Here is a 19,194-nt window from a genome sequence, read left to right on the forward strand (position 1 = left end):
ATGAAAAAATGAGACTGAGGCAAAAGAAGGGGAAAATCAGGTAATGGAAAAATCTGAAACTTCGCTGTTGCTTGATTCGTAGGTATGGGTATTGACCAATTCTGATGAGGTGAAAAAAGTGGAAAATAAAAAAGCAACAGTTGTTACTGTTTCAATGATCAAGCTGCAGATTTATTTATTCTTTACAACGATGGTGCTTATATTTGGGGTACTCTTTTTACATGCTGTGTTTTATGGCAGTGGGGAAATGTCTTTTGACCTCACAGGTATGCTATTATTTTTAGCTGGCATGGTCGCTATCGTTATTTTGCATGAAGCCATTCATTTGGCGGGTTTTCACTATATTGGCGGTGTTCCCTGGAAGGAAATGTCCTGGGGAGTCAATTTGAAAATGGGTGTGGCTTATGCTCATGCCAAACAGCCAGTAACAGTTCAGCAAATGAAAAAGGTTTTAATGCTGCCATTCATTCCGACTGGCTTATTGCCGCTTATTCTGGGGGTTGTGTTTAATATGCCTGGATTATCGGTCCTGGGAGCAATATTGACAGTTGGCTGCATGGGGGATCTTGTTTTGTATCAAAAGCTATTAAAATTTCCTAATGAGGCTCTTGTCATTGACCATCCGACTAAACCGCAATTTACGATTTATGAATAGCGGTTATACTAGCTTTTATATTTGCTGTCCCATCTAATAAATAGCTGCGTAAAATAGAAAGCAACGAGGGCCGCCAATGCTGATATAAGGAGGTTTCTCATGGAATCCAGTCCATAGAGCCGGATCCCGATTAGTTTAGAAGCAGTGGTGCACAATCTCCAGTTTTCATAAACAATGGCTGTCTTATGAAAAAATGGAAAAAAGATACCGAACAGCATGAGGAAATAAATATATTTTTTCATTATCCTATTCCTTTCATTTGATCCTACTGGAAAGATATGAGTCAGATCCCCTTATTAGTATTAAATAGACAAGAAAAAAAGGACAGTCATGGCTGTCCTTTTTAGTCTATTCTCTTTATGCGTCCATCAATTGCAGAACTAAACGGCTGAGGGAGCTGCTGTATATATTTCTCCAGTGCATCAATATCCATTGGTCCCGTCACTCTGCTTATACCACTTTTGAATACAGTAAAATTATCTCCGCCATCTGCGAGATAGGTATTTACGGTAACTGAATATTTCTTATCCGGATCAAGCATTGTTCCGTTGGGCAAATAGATTTCCTGTATTTTACTGCCGGCAGGCTTTCTGTCATCCCAGCTATAAGTGAAGCCCGAGATCTGAAGGATTCGGGTAGTATCAGGCTGCCATTGCTGATTGAGAATTTCACGGATTTGGCTTCCTGTCAGGTTCATTTTAACCAATTGATTGCTGAATGGAAGGACGACATATAAGTTGCCCCATGTAACACGGCCTGCGTCAATGTCTGCCCGGATGCCCCCAGGATTGATGAAAGCGAAATCTGTGTTCATCGCTGCCCGCTCGGAATCGGCAATAAGATTGCCCAGGGCGGACTCGCCGCTTCTGTTTCGTGCAGCTGTGATGGAAAAGGCAGCAGTGCCAATATATCTGTTCACAGCGGGTTCTACTTTCATTTCGTAGTGTTCGATCATCCTGGTTATGTCGCTGGCAGGCTGGGTATTCTCTTGAAAAACATTTACAATTTCTGCGTGCTTACGGACAATATCATTTGTCCGGGGATCTATTTCGATATCCACATCTGAAAAGGCAGTGCCATATGAATAGGCCTGCACGAGAAGCTTTCCATCCACCACACTGTTCAGATAAGCATGACTGTGGCCTCCGAACATAATATCAACTTCGTCATCTGCTTGATGGGCCAATTCTATTAGCTGGCCCGTGGCTAGTTCTCCATTTGGTTTTGATTTGCCGGGAACATGGGCCAGTACCACAATGGCTCTTACTCCTTGCTTTTTAAGTTCCCGGGTATACGTATTGATTGCTTCCGCTTCATCAGTGAAGGTAAGACCCTTCACACTATTTGGTGCAGATAAGCTTGGTGTTTGTTTCATGATCACACCGATAAACCCTATTGGGACCCCGCTGACATTTAAAATCTTATAGGGAGGAAGGATGGGCTTGCCAGAATTCTGACTGATAACATTGGCTGCAATCCATGGAAAGCGTGAGCCAGGGTAGCTCTTTGCAGCTGAAGGGCTACCGCCATTTAGTAAGCGAAGAAGCTGATCCAAACCCCGATCAAATTCATGGTTGCCGATGGTGCCAATGTCAAACCCCATCTTATTCAAAAATTCAATGGTCGGTTCATCCTTCAGGAGGGCGGATACAGGAGGACTTGCTCCTATCATGTCTCCAGTATGAAGCAGGATGGTATTTTCATTTTCTGCGGCACGCTGGCGCAAATACGCAGCGAGATAATCTGCACGTCCTGCTGGTCTGCCGTTAATCTGCCGGGTCACATTCAGCTGGCCATGGAAATCATTGATTCCCAGCAGCTGGACTCTCTTGTATGGTCCTTCTGAGCGATCTTCAATATGGCCATGATAATCCTCAGAGAGGCCTTGCCGATCCCATTGATTTTTTTCTCCCAGAGACATTCCCAGGAAGCTAAATAATATAAGGGAGATAAGTACTTTCATCAATCAACCTCCTGTAATTGTGGCAGGGATAGTATTTGCAGATATTGGGGATTTAATCGTAAGGGGGCTTTTGGGTGGCAAGTAAATGAAAAAATCCTGCTAACCTGCACTTGTTTATCCAATTTGATAAAGGGTAAGTTCATATTAAGAAACATAATACTGCCAAAGGAGATGACAACATATGAAATATAAGAAGCTTTTGCTTTCAGTCCCATTGGGTGCAGGATTATTGTTGGCAGGGTGCGGGACAGATGAACAGGAGCCGCCGCCGGAAACGGAAGATGTGGAATTGGAAGATAATCAAATGGAAGAAAACAATAATGAAGATAGTGAAATGCAGGATCCAGGCACATCAGAGGAGTCGGATATGGAGGAACCCGGCATGAATGAAGAATCTCCACACGATGAAGAAAACATGGATGAAAGTGATATGGATATGAACGATGGGGGTTCTGAAGAGAACTAATTGATGATACACATCTAATACATGTAGAAAAACGTCTGCTAATGGCAGGCGTTTTTGTATGTTTTTTCAAGAATTTGAATGTCTAAGCCGTGGAGTATTCAGCTGCAGGAATACAAGTGATCTAGCGGGAAAAACGGAAGCTTTTTCATACACATTATAGAAATCCCTTTTATTTGTTTTCAGAATTATGTATACTAAAATAGAATTAAATAGCAATAACTAGGGGTGCCCAATAGCTTGGGCTGAGAAAGAAACGCGCTAAAGTTTCTTGACTCTTTGGACCTGATCTGGATTATACCAGCGTGGGGAAGTTAGAATGTGCAAAGGTTTCTTTGTGCAAAGACATCTGCGGTTAAGCCGGTCCATCATTATGTGGACCGGCTTTTTTACATATCTTGCACTACCTCGGTTCCAGGTCTCGTCCTTATATTTTTTAATAAGGGAGAGATGATCAATGACTGCAAGTTCTTTAAATCAGGAGAGTATTTCTATTATGTCGAGCTTTACTGGCAGCAAAAAAGTATATGTGAAGGGATCCAGGACTGATATAAAGGTTCCGGTGCGGGAGATAGTATTAAGCCCCACTGCCGGAACGTTTGGTGAAGAAGTCAATGAGCCGGTTCGTGTATATGATACGAGCGGACCATATACGGATCCTCAATATACGGCAGATCTAAAGAAAGGGCTTCCCGCTCTGAGAAGCCGGTGGATTCAGGAACGGGCGGATGTAGAAGAATATGATGGGCGGAAAGTAAAGCCCGAGGACAATGGCTACCTCAATGAAGATGATCCGCGTGCCAATCATAAAGTCTTTCCTGGCTTAAACCGCAAGCCATTGAGAGCGAAAAAAGGGAAGAATGTCACCCAGCTTCACTATGCCAAAAAGGGAATTATTACCCCGGAGATGGAGTTTATAGCCATTCGGGAAAATATGGAGCCGGAATTTGTGCGGTCTGAAGTAGCAAGAGGGCGGGCGATTATTCCTTCCAATATCAATCATCCTGAGACAGAGCCAATGATTATCGGAAGGAATTTTCATGTGAAAATTAATGCGAACATTGGAAACTCGGCTGTTTCATCCTCTATTGAAGAAGAGGTAGAGAAAATGACATGGGCCACACGCTGGGGCGCCGATACGATTATGGATCTTTCAACTGGAAAAAATATTCATACAACACGTGAATGGATTATCAGAAATTCTGCCGTTCCGGTCGGTACCGTTCCCATTTATCAGGCACTTGAAAAGGTTAATGGCATTGCTGAGGATCTTACTTGGGAAGTATACAGGGATACCTTAATCGAACAAGCAGAGCAGGGGGTTGACTATTTTACCATTCATGCAGGTGTCCTTTTGAGGTATGTACCGCTGTCAGCAAAACGCTTGACCGGAATTGTGTCGAGAGGCGGATCCATTATGGCCCAATGGTGCCTGCATCATCATAAAGAGAACTTTTTATATACACACTTTGAAGAAATCTGCGAGATCATGAAAGCTTATGATGTGGCCTTCTCCCTGGGGGATGGACTGCGGCCGGGATCGATTGCAGATGCAAATGACGAGGCTCAATTTGCAGAGCTCGAAACACTTGGGGAGTTGACGAAAATTGCCTGGGAACATGATGTACAGGTAATGGTCGAGGGACCTGGCCATGTTCCAATGCATTTAATCAAAGAGAATATGGATAAACAATTGGAAATCTGTAAAGAAGCACCATTCTATACACTCGGACCCCTTACGACTGATATAGCTCCGGGATACGACCATATTACCTCTGCAATCGGGGCTGCCATGATAGGCTGGTATGGGACGGCAATGCTTTGCTATGTTACCCCTAAAGAACATTTGGGTTTGCCGAATAGAGACGATGTCCGCGAGGGTGTCATCACGTATAAAATTGCCGCTCATGCTGCAGATCTGGCTAAGGGACATCCTGGAGCGCAAAAAAGGGATGATGCCCTGTCAAAAGCCCGTTTTGAATTCCGCTGGAGAGATCAATTCAATCTTTCCCTGGATCCTGAGCGCGCTTTGGAATTCCATGATGAAACACTGCCGGCTGAAGGGGCAAAAACAGCTCATTTTTGTTCCATGTGCGGGCCAAAATTTTGCAGTATGAGAATTTCTCAGGATATCCGGAATTATGCAAAAGAGCATCAGCTTGAAACCGACGAAGCGATACAAAAGGGACTGGAAGAGAAAGCTGAGGAATTTAATAAGGCCGGGGGAAACATTTATCAGTAGTCTTTTTATAGTTTAATAGAAATTATATCCGCTGGGGGTGCCTGTTTGCAGGCTGAGATTAAAGCAAAAGCTTAAGACCCTTGGAACCTGATCTGGCATGAATTCCAGCGTAGGGAAGTGGAGTATCGGGTCTATATTCCAGGGCCTCATACCCCGCTTTCTATTTAGAAGGTGGTTTTTTATTTGCACAAAATTAAAAATAGCATGGGAGCATCCTCTATGAAAAAGTGTCTGCATGTTATATCAGATGGAAAGCTTTCTCTAGAGGCCTTTGCTGAAATAGCAGGTGAAGTAGAACCCTTTGCAGACAAGTTCCACTTGAGGGAAAAACATCGAACCTCAAGGGAGCTATATGAAGGGGTTGAGCTGCTTTGTAATGAGGGAGTCCCCATTCATAAAATTGTTATAAATGATCGGGTGGATGTTGCTTGGACATATAAAACAGGAGTACATCTTGCTTTTCACAGCCTTCCAGTCCATGTTGTCAAAATGCGTTTTCCAGATATACCCATCGGATGTTCCGTACATTCTCTTGAAGAAGCAAAAGAGGCTGCAAAACAAGGGGCTGATTATATCCTGTTTGGGCACATATTTGAAACCGATTCCAAGAAGGGAGTTCCGCCAAGGGGCACTGGGTCACTGGAGGCTCTTAAAAAGGCAGTAGAAATTCCTGTATTGGCAATTGGAGGCATTAAACCAGAAAATGTCACCGAGGTTTTGGAGGTTGGAGCAGACGGCATTGCTGTAATGTCGGCGATTTTGCAGGCAAAGGACCCTGCAGAGGCAGCAAAGCTCTTTTTAAATAAGTTTAATGAGGAGGGGAAAGATGAGGAAAATATTTGACGCCGTTATAGTAGGTGGAGGCATTAATGGAAGCTCCATTGCTTTTCAACTGGCTAAAAGAGGGTATAAAGTGGCCGTTTTGGATAAGGGAAAAATAGCCGGCAAGGCTTCCGGAGCTGCAGCTGGAATTTTAGGAGCCCAAACGGAACTGACAGAAGATGGCCCGCTATGCCAGCTGGCATGCAAAAGCCGCTCCATGTACCAGAGCCTGATTCCTGAACTGGAAGATTTATCACAAGTTCATATTGGCTATCAAAATAAGGGTGTATATAAAGTAGCGGCTAATAAAGAAGAGGAGCTGGCATTAAAAAGATTGATAGAAATCCAGCAAAAAGCAGGTGAGCAGGCCGAATGGTTACCAATTGATAGCCTGATCAAACTTGAACCCTTCGTATCAAACAAATTGAGGGGGGCCATGTATATACCGAATGACGGACAGGTACAGGCATATGAATTGTCCCTAGCCTTTGCAAAAGCTTCGATAGCCATCGGCGCAGAAATTTATGAGTATACACATGTAATAGATTTTATTTTAAAAGATGAAAAGGTTTATGGGGTCAGAACCAGCCAGGGAGAATTTCTGGCAGATTCCGTTATTGTTGCTTCGGGGGCCTGGAGCAGGGAGATTCTTGAAAGAACGGGTCTTTCGCTGCCAATTATTCCGGTAAAAGGCGAGTGCTTCTCGGTCAAGGTTGAAAAACCTCTTGTACAGGGGACGATCTTTTCACACGGATGCTATATCGTTCCAAAGCAATCTGGCAGGCTGGTAGTTGGCGCGACGGTTAAGGTAAACTCATTTGATGAAAAGGTGACCTTTGAAGGGATATCCCTGCTGATGGAAAAGGCTCAAAACCTTGTCCCGGATATTGCAAATACAGAATGGGAAAGGGCCTGGACAGGTATTCGTCCGCAATCAGCTGATGGGCAGCCTTTTTTGGGACAACATCCGGCCTATGAAGGGTTATACATTGCAGCTGGGCATTTTCGGAATGGGATCCTCCTTGCCCCGGCAACAGGAGAGCTGATGGCAGACATCCTCGAAGGCAAAACAGAGCAGTTTAATCCGTTTAATCTGTCCCGACTGGACTGCTTTGTCCAATCGTCTAAAGGGGTGCTCTTATGAATGTTGTCATTAACGGAGATGCTATGGTGCTGCCTGAAACAGTTAATTCTGTTTCACTTCTGCTTGAGCATTTCCATTTGGAGCAAAAGGTAGTCATTGTCGAACTGAACAAGCATATTTTGGATAAGTCCATGCATGCTGAAACCATGCTGACAGATGGGGATCGAATCGAAATAGTACACTTTGTAGGAGGCGGATGATTTTGTTGAAAATTGGACCATATGAATTTAACTCACGGCTGCTGCTCGGAACAGGAAAATATCCAAACTTTGATGTGCAAAGGGATGCTGTAGAAGCTTCGGAATCAGAGGTGCTTACCTTTGCTGTACGCCGTATGAACATTTTTGAAGCGAACCAGCCCAACTTTTTGGAAAAGCTGGATTTAAAGAAATATAAATTACTCCCTAATACGGCAGGAGCGAGTACAGCTGAGGAGGCTGTCCGAATAGCAAGGCTATCCAAAGCTTCCGGGCTCTGCGACATGATTAAGGTTGAGGTTATTGGATGCAGCAAAACGCTTCTTCCCGATCCAATAGAAACAATAAAAGCAGCGGAAATCCTATTAGACGAGGGATTTATTGTTCTTCCCTATACTTCTGATGATGTCGTGCTTGCTCGAAAACTTGAAGAACTAGGCTGCCATGCTGTCATGCCATGTGCTTCGCCGATTGGTTCAGGACAGGGAATCATTAATCCTATTAATCTTCAATTTATTACAGAACAGGCTGATGTGCCGGTTATTGTTGATGCTGGAATTGGGAGTCCGGCAGATGCGGCATTGGCAATGGAGCTGGGAGCAGATGGAGTATTATTAAATACGGCAGTTTCCTCTGCCGCTGATCCTGTTAAAATGGCAAAAGCAATGAAACTCGCGATTGAAGCAGGGAGGCTCGGCTATGAAGCAGGCCGGACACCCAAAAAACGTTATGCATCAGCAAGCAGCCCGGCGGAAGGAATGGTTTTTAGTTGAGTGAGCGATACTCCCGCCAGATGTTATTTCCTCCGATTGGCAAAGAAGGACAGAAAAAGCTGAGGGGAAAACACGCTTTGATTATAGGGGCTGGTGCATTAGGGGCTGCAAATGCGGAAACTCTCACAAGGGCAGGCGTCGGCAAATTAACCATTGCCGATCGGGATTATGTGGAGTGGAGCAACCTGCAGCGTCAGCAGCTTTATTGTGAAGAAGATGCTGTACGAAAAGTGCCAAAAGCGATAGCAGCGGCTAAACGCCTAAAAGCCATCAATTCAGAGGTGCAAATTTTCGCACGTATTATGGATGTAGGTGTACAGGAAATGGAAGAGCTGATTGAGGATGTTGATTTAATCATCGATTCAACGGATAATTTTGACATTCGCTTTCTGATCAATGATATTTCTCAAAAGCACCGGATTCCCTGGATATATGGAGGCTGTGTGGGGAGCTATGGTTTAAGCTATACTATTTTGCCTGGGATGTCACCGTGCCTGAATTGCCTGATGGACAAATTGCCAATGGGGGGAATTACCTGCGATACGGCTGGTGTTATTCAGCCAGCTATTCAAATGGTTGCGGCTCACCAGTCTGCTGAGGCATTAAAGATATTGGCAGAAGACTTGGAATCCTTACGCGCGACACTTGTTTCTTTTGATGTATGGAAAAATCAATTTAGTTCTGTGAATGTTTCTTCCTTAAGAAATCCGCAGTGCTTATCGTGCGGGACTAAACCAGTTTATCCCTTCCTGGACTACAGAAATCAGACAAAGACAGCGCTGCTTTGCGGGAGGGATACCGTTCAAATCAGGCCTTCAGCTCTTCAGGATATGGATGTTGCCTATCTCGAAAAATCCCTGGTCTCTCAAGGAATCAATGTAGAGAGCAATCCTTATTTGCTCTCTTTTTCGATCAATGACGCCAGAGTAGTTGTATTTAAGGATGGAAGAGTGCTGGTGCATGGTGTAAGAGACATTCTAGAGGCAAAGAACCTGTATCATCGTTTCCTTGGATAATGAGTTTTGTCTATCGGCTAAGCATTTAAGGCTAAATAAAAAAAGACCTGTCCATTCTTCATTTGAAGGGCAGGCCTTTTTTAATTACTTATCTTCTCTTAATAAGTAGTTATTCCCATCTTGGTCTTTAAACGTAAACATAGTTCCAAAAGGCATCTTTAACATATCTTCAACTTCTATGCCATTTTGTTTCATTTGTTCATAGGCAGCTTCAATATCAGTGGTGCTGAAAAGGATGGAAGGGTGGGCAACAGCAGATGGATTTTGCTGTTCCATTGCTGCCTTTGAATAAAGAACCAGAGTCGTGAACTCATCATCGCTTGGACCCACTTCAATCCAGGATGCATTTGGTCCCATAGGCTGTTCGAATTTTAGGACAAACCCCATCTTATTTAGCCAAAAATCTTTTGCCTGTTCCTGATCCTCAACGTATACTGTGATTTTTCCAATTTTATTGATCATGAAAAAGGTCTCCTTTAATTCATATCTTATATTAGCGATTTTATCAGTATAAAGCTGTAAAAACAATTTCAACTAAGGGATAGTTCGCTTTAATTTACTTCAGATTGGAGATAATTACTGTAAACATTGAGAGGAGAGAAATATGAACATTGACTCCATAAAGTTCACCGATCCTCCTGTCCATCATCAATTTCCCCCGTTATATGAGAACCTGGGGCTTCCTGAAGTTTCTTCCTTTGTTGAGCAGAAATATGAATTTGATTTTACAGTAGGAAAAACAAAAAGGAAGGGCAATGGAACCATTCGAAAGTATAAGGAAAGTGGGCAGTACAAGGTGCAGCTTACCGGAAAAATGACCGGATTCGGTCCAAAAAGGCTTGAAAAGCTGGAGCGGCTGCTGCTGGAGGAGGTTAAAGAGCGGTTTATAAGCAATATAGAAACAGAAACGAAAGCACGAAAGGTATATCACATGCATTTCGGACGAAACGACAGGGATAAATAGGGACAGTTTAACTGTCCCATATGGCTTACTTGGTGTTGTCTCTTTGGGCTTTTAAAGCGATTCTTTCAAGGCCGTTTTCTCTGTCACCCGCAAATTCTGTATCTTTTGGAAGTGCATTATTCTTATGATCTGATCTGCTTTTCTTATTCTTTGCCACGATTTTCACCCCCTTTAGTCATTAAGCACTGTGTTTAGTTTGCATTCTTTTTAAGAGGCTATGCCTAAGTTTTTGAACCCATTAAATTCAATCAAACGTTTGATTGAATTGCAATATACAGGAAAAGAGTGCGCTTTCGCACTCTTTCAATTACGTTAGCTGGCCGGAAGTATGATGCGAATGATTGTGCCGTTTTGCGGCTCACTTTGGACATTGATGCTGCCGCCGTGAAGCTGGACCAGCTGCTTGGCGATGGCCATGCCCAATCCGGTTCCGCTTCCGGTTTCACCAGTTTGGGTTCCTCTATAGTAGCGGCTGAAGAGCTTTCCGAGTGTTATGCTGTCCATGCCGATGCCATTATCTTCAATCTTCACGACAAGTAAGTGTTCCTCTATAGAAGAGAGGGTAACCGTAATGGCTGTGCCTGCCGGGTTATATTTGACCGCGTTGGCAAGGATATTATCCAGGATGCGCTGAAACCATTTGGCATCAATGGGAGCTGTAATGGATTCAGGATGCGGAATGAAATTGAATGTTTTATCCTGGTTAACGGGATCATTAATGTATTGAATGATGATCCGGCGAATAAATTCGTTAATATTGGTCGGCACCTTGGCAATTGGCAGCGCACGGTTTCTGAGCCGGTAGGTTAAGGTCAGGTCCTCCAGGAGGTCCATCATGTAATCCGACTTTTCAGACATAATGCCTGAGAATTCCCTTGTTTCCTTTTCAGACCAGGAATAGTCAGGGGATGCAAGCATTTGAGCATATCCCGAGATAGAGGATAGCGGTGTTTTTAAATCATGGGAAAGGCCGCTGATCCATTCTTCTCTGGTCTGGGCCATAATACGCTGCTGCTTCTCGGTTTCCTTAAGCGTTTCAGTCAGCTGGGCTAAAGTGGCAATCAGTTCTTTATACAGGCGGAATTTTCTTTTCAGTTTCCCTTTTTTGGTTCGTGTTGCCGGCCTGCCATGAACATCGCCAGGCTCCTGATAAACACCATTCCCCAGATTTTGAATCCATTTCATTAGGGTCAGCAGGGGCACACCGAACTTACGTGCATACCAGAGTGTTCCGCCAAGAAGCAAGAGGAATGCCATGATAAAAATGATTATGAGACTCTTGTTTAGAGACTCAAACAAGCTTTTTTCCAGGGTTGAGCCTTTTTCATCAGCAGGAACTCCCACCAGGATTGCCTGTGCTGTGTCTGGATCAAAGTGTAACGCTGTGGAACTTCTTTCCGTATCTTGTTTTGCCAATAGCTCCTTGACTGAATAATGGGTCTGCTGATTTCGGACTCCAAAATCATCCGCTACTTTTCCATCTGCGCCGATAAACTGGACCCATCCGTTTCTCTTGACAAGTTCATTCTGTACATTCTCAGGAAGGTTTAGCTTCTTAAGCTCCCAGTCAACAGCTGGAGATATCTGTTCCAGCAGTTTAGCTGCCATCTGAATTCTTCCGAAAAGAACAAATTGAGATTCATCGCCAATTTCCCAGTATGTATATTGGGATAAGCCACTGTCTCTTCCATAGATCATGGCAGCAATTTCACTTTCCTTTAATGTTACAGGCGGATTTCCTGGCACATTATAATCACCCAGGACTTCTCCGTTCTTATTGATAGCGAGGAGCCATCCCTTCTGTTCCTTTACGAGAGTTTTCAATTCCTCTTTAAAAACAGCTTTCCCGTCTTTAAAGGTCACATGGTCAGATACGAAATAATCTTCAGCATTGGAGAGATCCTGTTTGGATTCAAAATCCATCATGGAAAAACCAAGAAAAGCCCAAAAAGAAATCAAAATGATAAAAAAGAGCACGAAAACGGTAATTAATTGACCAAAAAATTGAAAAATGAATCGTCTATGGATGTTCATGAATACTGCCTTCCGGAACGAATTTATAGCCAAGTCCCCTTATGGTGATGATGTGACTGGGATTACTCGGATTGATTTCGATCTTCTCCCGCAGCTTTCGAATGTGCACCATGACTGTGTTGTCCTCTCCGAAGCCTTCTTCTCCCCACACATGCTCGTATAACTGACTTTTACTGAAAAGCTGATTGGGATGTTTACTCAGGAAAAGAAGCAGCTGGTAGACTTGTGCCGGCAGATCGATCTTCTTTCCTGAAACAGTAACTTCACCTGCTAATGTATTAATCTTAATTCTGCCAAGATCGAAGTTTGTCTGCACGGAGGCAGGCTGGCTGCCTTTATGGCGGCGCAAATGTGCTTTGATCCTTGCTGCCACTTCAAGCGGATTGAACGGCTTCGTTATATAATCATCCGCTCCAAGGGCAAATCCTGAAAGTTTATCAAGGTCGGTGGATCGTGCAGTCAGAAAGAAGATGGGAGCATCCGTAGTTTCTCTGATTAATGGGCAGACCTCAAAACCGGTTCGGTCCGGCAGCATGACATCCAATAGAATGAGATCGTAGGCTTTGGCACGGCAAAGCTTCAGTGCTTCAGCAGCGGTAGAGGCGGTATCGATATTTTTAAACTGTTCACGCTGTAAAATCGTAGCCAGCATCTGCAGAATGGCTTGCTCATCATCTACAAGCAGTATTTTTGAATTTTGCATCACTATTCTCCTAATCTAAAATGTTCAACACTTATCTTATCATTCAACTTCCGAAATTATAGGAATTAAGGAAAAATTAAGGTAGTATTTCAGATAGGTTAAGCTTCAGCATTTATTCTTAAGTCATATCAGGCTGAAGGGAGCAAGGTTCATGTTTATGATGTGCAAGAGAGAGTTTATAAGCCTTTTTAAGAGTTTTAAATCGATTATTTTAATCGCTATACTATTTGCAGTTTCGTATTATGCCGCGAAATTTTCCAGTTTCATAGCATCGGGTGCGGATTTGACTGCAGGTGAGGCCGAGGATATCCACACAATTGGCCTTTTAAGTGTCATTTTGCTTTTTGGCCAATTATTTGTATTCGGTTTATCACACGACACAATAAATAGAGAGGTCCATGAACGCACCATGAGGTTTCTTGTGACCAGGGTATCACGATCTGCTATATTATTCGGGAAATTCCTCGGGATTTGGATGTTCTGGTTTGTCTGCATTACGGTGTCCTTTTTGCTTATCAGTATTTTTTCCAGGAAGTTCGATCTGTTCATCTTTTCTCAGACGCTGAGTCTGGTGACGTATCAGGCTGCTTTGGCTCTGCTGTTGTCCGTTCTCATTCCAAGGCCGGGGTATACCATGTTCCTCGGCAATATTCTTGGGCTTCTGCTGCCGGCGTTTGGCTTTTGGGCTGCTTTTACACCAAACGGCTGGGTAAATTGGATGAAATATTTTGTTCCTTTCTACTATTTAGAGCGGGATGATTTTACATTTCTAGTCATATTGGGATTGGCTGGTATGATGATGCTGGCTGCAAATGCTGTTTTTAAAAGGAGGGAGTGCTGATGAATGCCATCGAAGCGAAACAGCTCTCAAAATCCTATGGTGCCCAACAGCTGGTCATGGGGATAGATTTAACCGTAAGAAAAGGAGAGATATTTGGATTTCTGGGGCGTAACGGTGCAGGAAAGTCCACCTTTATTAATATGCTGACAGGCATCATTTCTCCGAGCAGCGGAACGTATTCACTCCTCGGAATAGAAGGTCCTGATAGCAAAATGATGAAAAGAGTGGGGGTTATGCCGGATTATTCATCTTTCTATGGGTCATGGACCGCTCTGGATCATTTGCGTTTTTTCTCAGAGCTATCGGGCGCCAGGGCTACGAAAGAAAAATGCATGGAGGTTCTGAGAAGTGTGGATCTCTTATCTCATGCCAATAAGAAAGCAGGCAAATTCTCCTTTGGAATGAAAAAGAAACTCGGGATTGCTCAAGCGATTATACATGATCCTGAGCTGATATTTCTCGACGAGCCTACATCGGGTATGGATGCAGAATCCGCGATTCTCATTCACCGGCTCATTAGAGAGCTTCAAAAGCAGGAAAAGACAATCTTCATGACATCTCATAACCTGGATGAAGTGGAGAAGATTTGCTCGCGGATTGCCATCATGCGGGATGGAATCATTGATAAGATTGGAACGATGGAAGAGCTGCAGGCATTTTACCGTTCAACCATAACGGTCAAGATAAAACACTCCAATGTGCCAATGCAGGAACGAGCAAAGCTGAAGCAGTGGCTTGAGTCAGCTGGCACTCTGCTTGAACACGGGGATGCTTATACAGTAATCACGATCAGCGATGAGAAAAAGATTGCTGAAATGATAAGGGCATTCACACAATGCAAGGCGGATGTTCTGAGGGTGGAAGTTGAAGAGCCTTCTCTAGAAGAAATCTTTTTAAATGAATAGGAGATTTATATGCTCGTAAATATAAAGGAGCCTCAAAACCGGATATCCTCAAGGGCCATCCGGGTATGGATCATCTCTGAGGTGATCCAGAATATCATCGGATTTGCTGTTCTGGGAGTTTTGTTTTATCTGAATGATTTATTCTCATGGAAGGAATGGATCGGCTGGGTTCTAATTATCTTATTATTTGTCTCGATCCCAGCTGCAATTTGGTCTTTTATATCACCGTTTATTAAGTATAAAAGCTGGCGCTATGATGTGGATGAAGAATATGTACAGATGAAGTCAGGGGTATGGCAGGAAAAGCATCTGCTGATTCCCATGACAAAAGTACAATCGGTTGAAACCGTACAGGGTCCCATTATGAGGAAATACGGGCTATATTCAGTGACTATGGGGACAATGGGTTCCTCTCACACGATTCCGGCTTTGCCGGAAGGTGAGGCGGTCTCATTAAGAAATCAGATAGCCAAATATGCCAAAATAAAGGAAGAAGACGAATGAAGCAAGCCAGAAGATATCATCCGCTTCATATGTTATTTGGAGTTATTCAATTACTGAGAAATGCAGCATTTATCGCCCTGTTTTTATTTGTGATGAAAGCCGATTCACAATTCTTATTAATTGTATGGGGACGTAATCTTTTTCTTCCGTTTCTTGCCTTGGCTGGAATATCAATTTTCTTAAAATGGCTTTCAAATAAGTATACGGTTGACGATGCTGAAATTCATTTATCTAAAGGAGTTTTTGTCCGTTCTAAGCAGACTGTGCCATTTTCTAAAGTTCAGAATACCCATAGGCATACGTCCATTCTTCATCGGTTATTTGGTGTTACATCTCTTACACTTGAAACAGGAATGGAGGGTATTGATTCTGCAGTTGAGTTCAAGGTGATTTCCTTAAAGGGAGCTGCCTGGCTGGAGGAAAAGGTTTCAGTGGAAACAGAAGCAGAAATGCCGGATATGAGCGGAAGAACACTGCATTTCACACCTGAAAAAAAAGATCTTATAAAAGCAGCATATACTTCGCTGAGTTTCCTAGTGCTGCTGTCACTGATCGCTTCCATTTATACAAAAGCAGCAGAATTTATCGATTTGGAAGAAAGAGGACTGGACTTTTTAAAAGTGCATTTTTCATCATGGCAGGTGCAGGCTTCTGCACTCATCTTTTTTCTGCTTTTATCCGTACTGGCAGGTTTTCTGCGAACGTATATAAAGTATGGAAAATATGAAATCTTATCTGATGAAAAACGGATTTATATCCGCAAGGGTTTTTTGGAAGAAACTTCTTTCTCCATTTCAAAAGACCGGGTTCAGGCCATCGAAATTAAGCAAAATGCTATGAAACGTTTGGCTGGAGTGGCGGAAGTTAAGCTGGCGGTGGCAGGTGATGTTATGGAGGGAGAGGAGAAGGAAGGTGTAAATTCACTATTTCCTTTTCTGCCTGTGGATCGGGCCTATAAGTTAGCAGAGGAGATTTTGCCGGCTTATGAGGTTTCACAGTCCATGGTTCCGCTTCCGAAAAACGCCTTATGGGCAAGCCTATTATCGCCAAGCTGGCTATGGATCATCTCGACAGCAGCCCTTTCTTATTTTAAGCCTGAGTTTCTGGGGTTTGGGGAAACCTGGATAGCGGCTTCTGTTATTCTATTCATCCTGGTTGTGTTTGCAAGGGCAGCTGGATATGCAAATGCACGGTACTTAATCAATGGCTCTTTTATCCAATTTAAGACTGGAATTATTGGTACACGGGTCTTTATCTCCAAACGCAGTAAAATCATTGAGGCAGAAGTAAAGGCAACACGCTGGCAAAAAATGTTTGGTCTGGCCTCTATACAGACTGTAAACCGCGGAAAGCCTGTTCAGCATGCCGGCGTGGAGAATGTACCGGCGGAATGGGCTTCATCCTTCCATAGCTGGTATAAGGGCCGGACAGATGAAGTGAAAATTAAATAGTTTTTTCCATAAAATTGAAACCTCTGGGATTAGCTTTCGTATGTAGTAAATAAAAGATAATCTTGGTGGTTCCCTTTTGAAGATGGTTTGGATCAGTACTGGAGTCATTCTAATATTGGTGCTGACCCAGTCCTCATCGTTATGGCGAATAACCATAGCCATATTTTCTGTTCCTCTGTTTCTTGCACATAATCAAGCAAAAGCTCCTGAAATAGCAAATTAATAAAAGATAAGTTTAAGGGTGGAGAGTATGGCGCGAATCTTATACATAGAAGATGAAAGCGATATTGGCAGCTGGCTGAAAAATGATTTAGGGGAAAGAGGCCATGAGGTGATCTGGCTGCAGTCCGGGGAAGGGATGGAAGGGTTTCTTTCTGAAGCGGATATGGCGATTTTGGATGTGATGCTTCCCGGACTTGATGGTTTTTCGATAGGGAAGCGGATTAAGAAAGTAAAGAATGACATGCCGGTACTTATGCTTTCGGCAAGGACGGCGGTGGAGGATAAGCTGGAGGGCCTGAGCTTTGCGGATGATTATTTGACAAAGCCTTTCCAGCCGGATGAGCTTGCTGCGAGGATTGAAGTATTGTTAAGGCGATTTCAAAAGAATGATCAGGTGCTAAAGCTTCACCACCTGCAGGTACATACAAAGGATATGCGGATTATCGACCGGGAGGCAGACGGTGAAATTCAATTAACAGGCAAGCAGTATCAGCTCTTTCAGTTCTTCATTCGCCATCTGAATCAGATTCTGACAAAAGAGCAGCTTTATGAAGGTGTTTGGGGTGAACAATACATGGAGGGCGACAAAACCCTGATGGTTCATATCCGCTATCTTCGTGAAAAGCTTGAGAAGAATCCTTCACGTCCTGAGATCATTGAGACCATTCGCGGAATCGGCTACAGGGTGAAGATATGAAAAAATTTTTTCAATCGCTGCAGGCGAGGTATATGGCAATTATTCTGGTTGCCTTATTTCTGTTTCAAGCTGCTTATTTACTCGTGGCTATGCTGGCTATGGGTCTTCAGGAAGACATTTCAGGGGAACAGAACCAAAATGAAACGGATCCGAAGCAGATTGAAGAAAAATGGCATGCGGATGTAAAAGCACTGGATAATAGCTCAAGAGAATCCATAAGCAGTCTATTTGCTGAATGGAAAAAGACGTATCCTGATGCTTCGATGTTTTGGGTGGATGAAATGGGAAATCTAATGGGGCAGCGGGATGTGAAGTCGAATCTGCCTGCTCAGTGGACGCCTGCCTATACAGCGAGGTTTATTAAGGAGAGGTATGGCGGAGACCCTTTTACAGTCATTAGCTTTATTGGCGGGGATGAAAAAAATGGTTTTATCGTTCTGGAAATACCTCGGAATTTGTTTCTTCCGCCGATGGTGAAGGTAGCAGAAAAATACGGAATCTTCTTAGGAGCGGGTCTGCTTTTGATCATTACCCTGTTTATCATTGTCTCCTTTTTATTTTTCCGGGGCATTCGCAAAAGGCTGCTTCATCTCCAGGAGGCAATGGAAAGACGGGATATGGACAGCCTGCCGATCGGTATTGATGTGCAAAAGAATGATGAAATTGGCCAGCTGGAGAAGACCTTTAATGAGATGGTCGGGGAGCTTAAAGAAAGCAAGCGGCGCGAACAGGAGGAAGAGCAGCTGAGGAGGGAGCTGATTGCTAATCTGTCACATGATCTGCGTACGCCTTTGACGAAAATAAATGCGCACACCTACTCAATCGGAAAGGAGGATCTTTCTCCTGAAGGGAAACAGGCTGTCAAAGCACTGGAAACCTCCATCGTCAATATTGATAGACTGATAGAAAATTTAATGAGCTACACGCTTTTAATGGCGAGCAAGCATAAGCAGGAGCTGACCGAGCTGGATGCGGTCCGGTTTGTTCGTGAAAATATGGCGTCCTGGTATCCTGTCTTTGAGAAGGAAGGCTTTGAAGTGAACATCGAGTTAGAGCCGTTTAAGAAGAAATGGCAGGCCGATCCAATGTGGCTGGGCCGTATTTTTGATAACATTCTGCAAAACGTGCTGCGGCATGCGAAGGAAGGACTTTACCTTGAAGTGGCGACAGTATCCACCGAAGAGTGTGATGCTATTGTTTTTATCGATCATGGAAAAGGGCTGAAAAACAGTTCCAATGAAAAAGGAGCGGGGATTGGCTTATCCATTGTGGATATGATGGTAAAGGGTATGAAGCTGGAGTGGGATATTGAGTCAAGTGACAGTGGTACAGTGCTTAAAATCATTAGAAAACATTAGGAGCAGCCTCATGAGGTGCTCCTTTTTTGCTTCATTTTCCATAGGATAATCAATTGATAGATGCCAAAAAGAACAGCCAGTGTCACCAGGACAACCCAGCCATAAGTGTGCGAAATAAGGAAATATACGAGTAAGCAGGCAAGCAGGAATACCGCGTACCCAATGTTAAACAGTTTTTTAAACGTCATAATGTTTCCTCCTCTCTCCTGTACTAGACGTATAGGGGAGGAAAAAAGTGTT

22 protein-coding genes and 2 riboswitches are annotated in these 19,194 nt (G+C 43.5%); of the genes, 15 read left to right on the forward strand and 7 right to left on the reverse strand.

Features of this window, described 5'->3' with window-relative positions:
- Nucleotides 1-118: 118 nt before the first annotated feature.
- On the forward strand, nucleotides 119-655 hold the full coding sequence (locus NAF01_RS02675) for a DUF3267 domain-containing protein (RefSeq protein ID WP_250801672.1): 537 nt from the start codon (nucleotides 119-121) through the stop codon (nucleotides 653-655).
- Nucleotides 656-663: 8 nt separating this feature from the next.
- On the opposite strand, the gene NAF01_RS02680 is transcribed toward NAF01_RS02675, so the two are convergent.
- Both NAF01_RS02680 and NAF01_RS02685 read right to left on the reverse strand, forming a co-directional pair.
- A complete protein-coding gene (locus tag NAF01_RS02680) occupies nucleotides 664-897 on the reverse strand; it encodes a hypothetical protein (RefSeq protein WP_197214000.1) in 234 nt (77 codons plus the stop codon).
- A 101-nt stretch (nucleotides 898-998) separates the two neighbouring features.
- Nucleotides 999-2,618, reverse strand: coding sequence for a bifunctional metallophosphatase/5'-nucleotidase (locus tag NAF01_RS02685; RefSeq protein WP_250801673.1), 1,620 nt, complete (start codon nucleotides 2,616-2,618; stop codon nucleotides 999-1,001).
- 181 nt (nucleotides 2,619-2,799) lie between these two features.
- On the opposite strand from NAF01_RS02685, the gene NAF01_RS02690 reads away from it, so the two are divergent.
- From NAF01_RS02690 to NAF01_RS02720, 7 genes are all read left to right on the forward strand, one after another.
- Nucleotides 2,800-3,084, forward strand: coding sequence for a hypothetical protein (locus NAF01_RS02690; RefSeq protein ID WP_250801674.1), 285 nt, complete (start codon nucleotides 2,800-2,802; stop codon nucleotides 3,082-3,084).
- 211 nt (nucleotides 3,085-3,295) lie between these two features.
- Nucleotides 3,296-3,410, forward strand: a riboswitch (TPP riboswitch).
- 128 nt (nucleotides 3,411-3,538) lie between these two features.
- On the forward strand, nucleotides 3,539-5,323 hold the full coding sequence (thiC, locus tag NAF01_RS02695) for a phosphomethylpyrimidine synthase ThiC (protein ID WP_250801675.1): 1,785 nt from the start codon (nucleotides 3,539-3,541) through the stop codon (nucleotides 5,321-5,323).
- A 23-nt stretch (nucleotides 5,324-5,346) separates the two neighbouring features.
- Nucleotides 5,347-5,456, forward strand: a riboswitch (TPP riboswitch).
- Between the two features lie 86 nt (nucleotides 5,457-5,542).
- A complete protein-coding gene (gene tenI / locus NAF01_RS02700) occupies nucleotides 5,543-6,166 on the forward strand; it encodes a thiazole tautomerase TenI (RefSeq protein ID WP_197248551.1) in 624 nt (207 codons plus the stop codon).
- Nucleotides 6,150-7,289 (forward strand): glycine oxidase ThiO, encoded by a 1,140-nt coding sequence (thiO, locus tag NAF01_RS02705; protein WP_250801676.1) that lies wholly within the window; start codon nucleotides 6,150-6,152, stop codon nucleotides 7,287-7,289. Before tenI ends, thiO begins: the two co-directional genes overlap by 17 nt.
- Nucleotides 7,286-7,489: a sulfur carrier protein ThiS gene (gene thiS, locus NAF01_RS02710; RefSeq protein WP_163139584.1), complete on the forward strand. Its 204-nt coding sequence runs from the start codon at nucleotides 7,286-7,288 to the stop codon at nucleotides 7,487-7,489. Before thiO ends, thiS begins: the two co-directional genes overlap by 4 nt.
- Nucleotides 7,490-7,491: 2 nt before the next feature.
- Nucleotides 7,492-8,259 (forward strand): thiazole synthase, encoded by a 768-nt coding sequence (locus tag NAF01_RS02715; RefSeq protein WP_197248555.1) that lies wholly within the window; start codon nucleotides 7,492-7,494, stop codon nucleotides 8,257-8,259.
- Entirely contained in the window at nucleotides 8,256-9,275 is a 1,020-nt protein-coding gene (locus tag NAF01_RS02720; protein ID WP_250801677.1) for a MoeB/ThiF family adenylyltransferase, read from the forward strand. Before NAF01_RS02715 ends, NAF01_RS02720 begins: the two co-directional genes overlap by 4 nt.
- Nucleotides 9,276-9,359: 84 nt before the next feature.
- On the opposite strand, the gene NAF01_RS02725 is transcribed toward NAF01_RS02720, so the two are convergent.
- Nucleotides 9,360-9,737 carry a VOC family protein gene (locus NAF01_RS02725; protein ID WP_197214014.1) on the reverse strand — a complete coding sequence of 126 codons (378 nt, stop codon included), beginning with the start codon at nucleotides 9,735-9,737 and terminating at the stop codon, nucleotides 9,360-9,362.
- A gap of 142 nt (nucleotides 9,738-9,879) precedes the next feature.
- On the opposite strand from NAF01_RS02725, the gene NAF01_RS02730 reads away from it, so the two are divergent.
- Complete coding sequence (locus NAF01_RS02730) at nucleotides 9,880-10,239, forward strand: hypothetical protein (protein WP_222500060.1); 360 nt, start codon at nucleotides 9,880-9,882, stop codon at nucleotides 10,237-10,239.
- 25 nt (nucleotides 10,240-10,264) lie between these two features.
- Here NAF01_RS02730 and NAF01_RS24930 read toward each other — a convergent pair whose 3' ends face one another.
- From NAF01_RS24930 to NAF01_RS02740, 3 genes are all read right to left on the reverse strand, one after another.
- Nucleotides 10,265-10,396, reverse strand: coding sequence for a hypothetical protein (locus NAF01_RS24930; protein WP_261391598.1), 132 nt, complete (start codon nucleotides 10,394-10,396; stop codon nucleotides 10,265-10,267).
- A 155-nt stretch (nucleotides 10,397-10,551) separates the two neighbouring features.
- Entirely contained in the window at nucleotides 10,552-12,273 is a 1,722-nt protein-coding gene (locus NAF01_RS02735; protein WP_250801678.1) for a sensor histidine kinase, read from the reverse strand.
- Entirely contained in the window at nucleotides 12,260-12,976 is a 717-nt protein-coding gene (locus NAF01_RS02740; protein ID WP_197248564.1) for a response regulator transcription factor, read from the reverse strand. Before NAF01_RS02740 ends, NAF01_RS02735 begins: the two co-directional genes overlap by 14 nt.
- 151 nt (nucleotides 12,977-13,127) lie before the next feature.
- Between NAF01_RS02740 and NAF01_RS02745 the strand changes: the two genes are divergently transcribed.
- The 6 genes from NAF01_RS02745 (at nucleotide 13,128) to NAF01_RS02770 (ending at nucleotide 18,954) form a co-directional block, all read left to right on the forward strand.
- The gene (locus NAF01_RS02745; RefSeq protein WP_197248566.1) at nucleotides 13,128-13,817 is read left to right on the forward strand and encodes an ABC transporter permease; all 690 of its coding nucleotides are present in this window, start codon (nucleotides 13,128-13,130) and stop codon (nucleotides 13,815-13,817) included.
- The gene (locus NAF01_RS02750) at nucleotides 13,817-14,722 is read left to right on the forward strand and encodes an ABC transporter ATP-binding protein (RefSeq protein WP_197248567.1); all 906 of its coding nucleotides are present in this window, start codon (nucleotides 13,817-13,819) and stop codon (nucleotides 14,720-14,722) included. Before NAF01_RS02745 ends, NAF01_RS02750 begins: the two co-directional genes overlap by 1 nt.
- Before the next feature lie 9 nt (nucleotides 14,723-14,731).
- On the forward strand, nucleotides 14,732-15,226 hold the full coding sequence (locus NAF01_RS02755; protein WP_197204856.1) for a PH domain-containing protein: 495 nt from the start codon (nucleotides 14,732-14,734) through the stop codon (nucleotides 15,224-15,226).
- On the forward strand, nucleotides 15,223-16,677 hold the full coding sequence (locus NAF01_RS02760; RefSeq protein ID WP_197248568.1) for a PH domain-containing protein: 1,455 nt from the start codon (nucleotides 15,223-15,225) through the stop codon (nucleotides 16,675-16,677). Before NAF01_RS02755 ends, NAF01_RS02760 begins: the two co-directional genes overlap by 4 nt.
- A gap of 250 nt (nucleotides 16,678-16,927) precedes the next feature.
- Nucleotides 16,928-17,596: a response regulator transcription factor gene (locus NAF01_RS02765; protein WP_250801679.1), complete on the forward strand. Its 669-nt coding sequence runs from the start codon at nucleotides 16,928-16,930 to the stop codon at nucleotides 17,594-17,596.
- Nucleotides 17,593-18,954, forward strand: coding sequence for a sensor histidine kinase (locus NAF01_RS02770; RefSeq protein ID WP_250801680.1), 1,362 nt, complete (start codon nucleotides 17,593-17,595; stop codon nucleotides 18,952-18,954). Before NAF01_RS02765 ends, NAF01_RS02770 begins: the two co-directional genes overlap by 4 nt.
- Before the next feature lie 8 nt (nucleotides 18,955-18,962).
- Here the strand turns inward: NAF01_RS02770 and NAF01_RS02775 are convergent, their stop codons facing one another.
- Nucleotides 18,963-19,142, reverse strand: a complete 180-nt coding sequence (locus tag NAF01_RS02775; protein WP_250801681.1) for a hypothetical protein — start codon at nucleotides 19,140-19,142, stop codon at nucleotides 18,963-18,965.
- Nucleotides 19,143-19,194: the final 52 nt, after the last annotated feature.

It is taken from the genome of Cytobacillus firmus (assembly GCF_023657595.1).
Taxonomy (GTDB): Bacteria; Bacillota; Bacilli; order Bacillales; family Cytobacillaceae; genus Cytobacillus; species Cytobacillus firmus_B.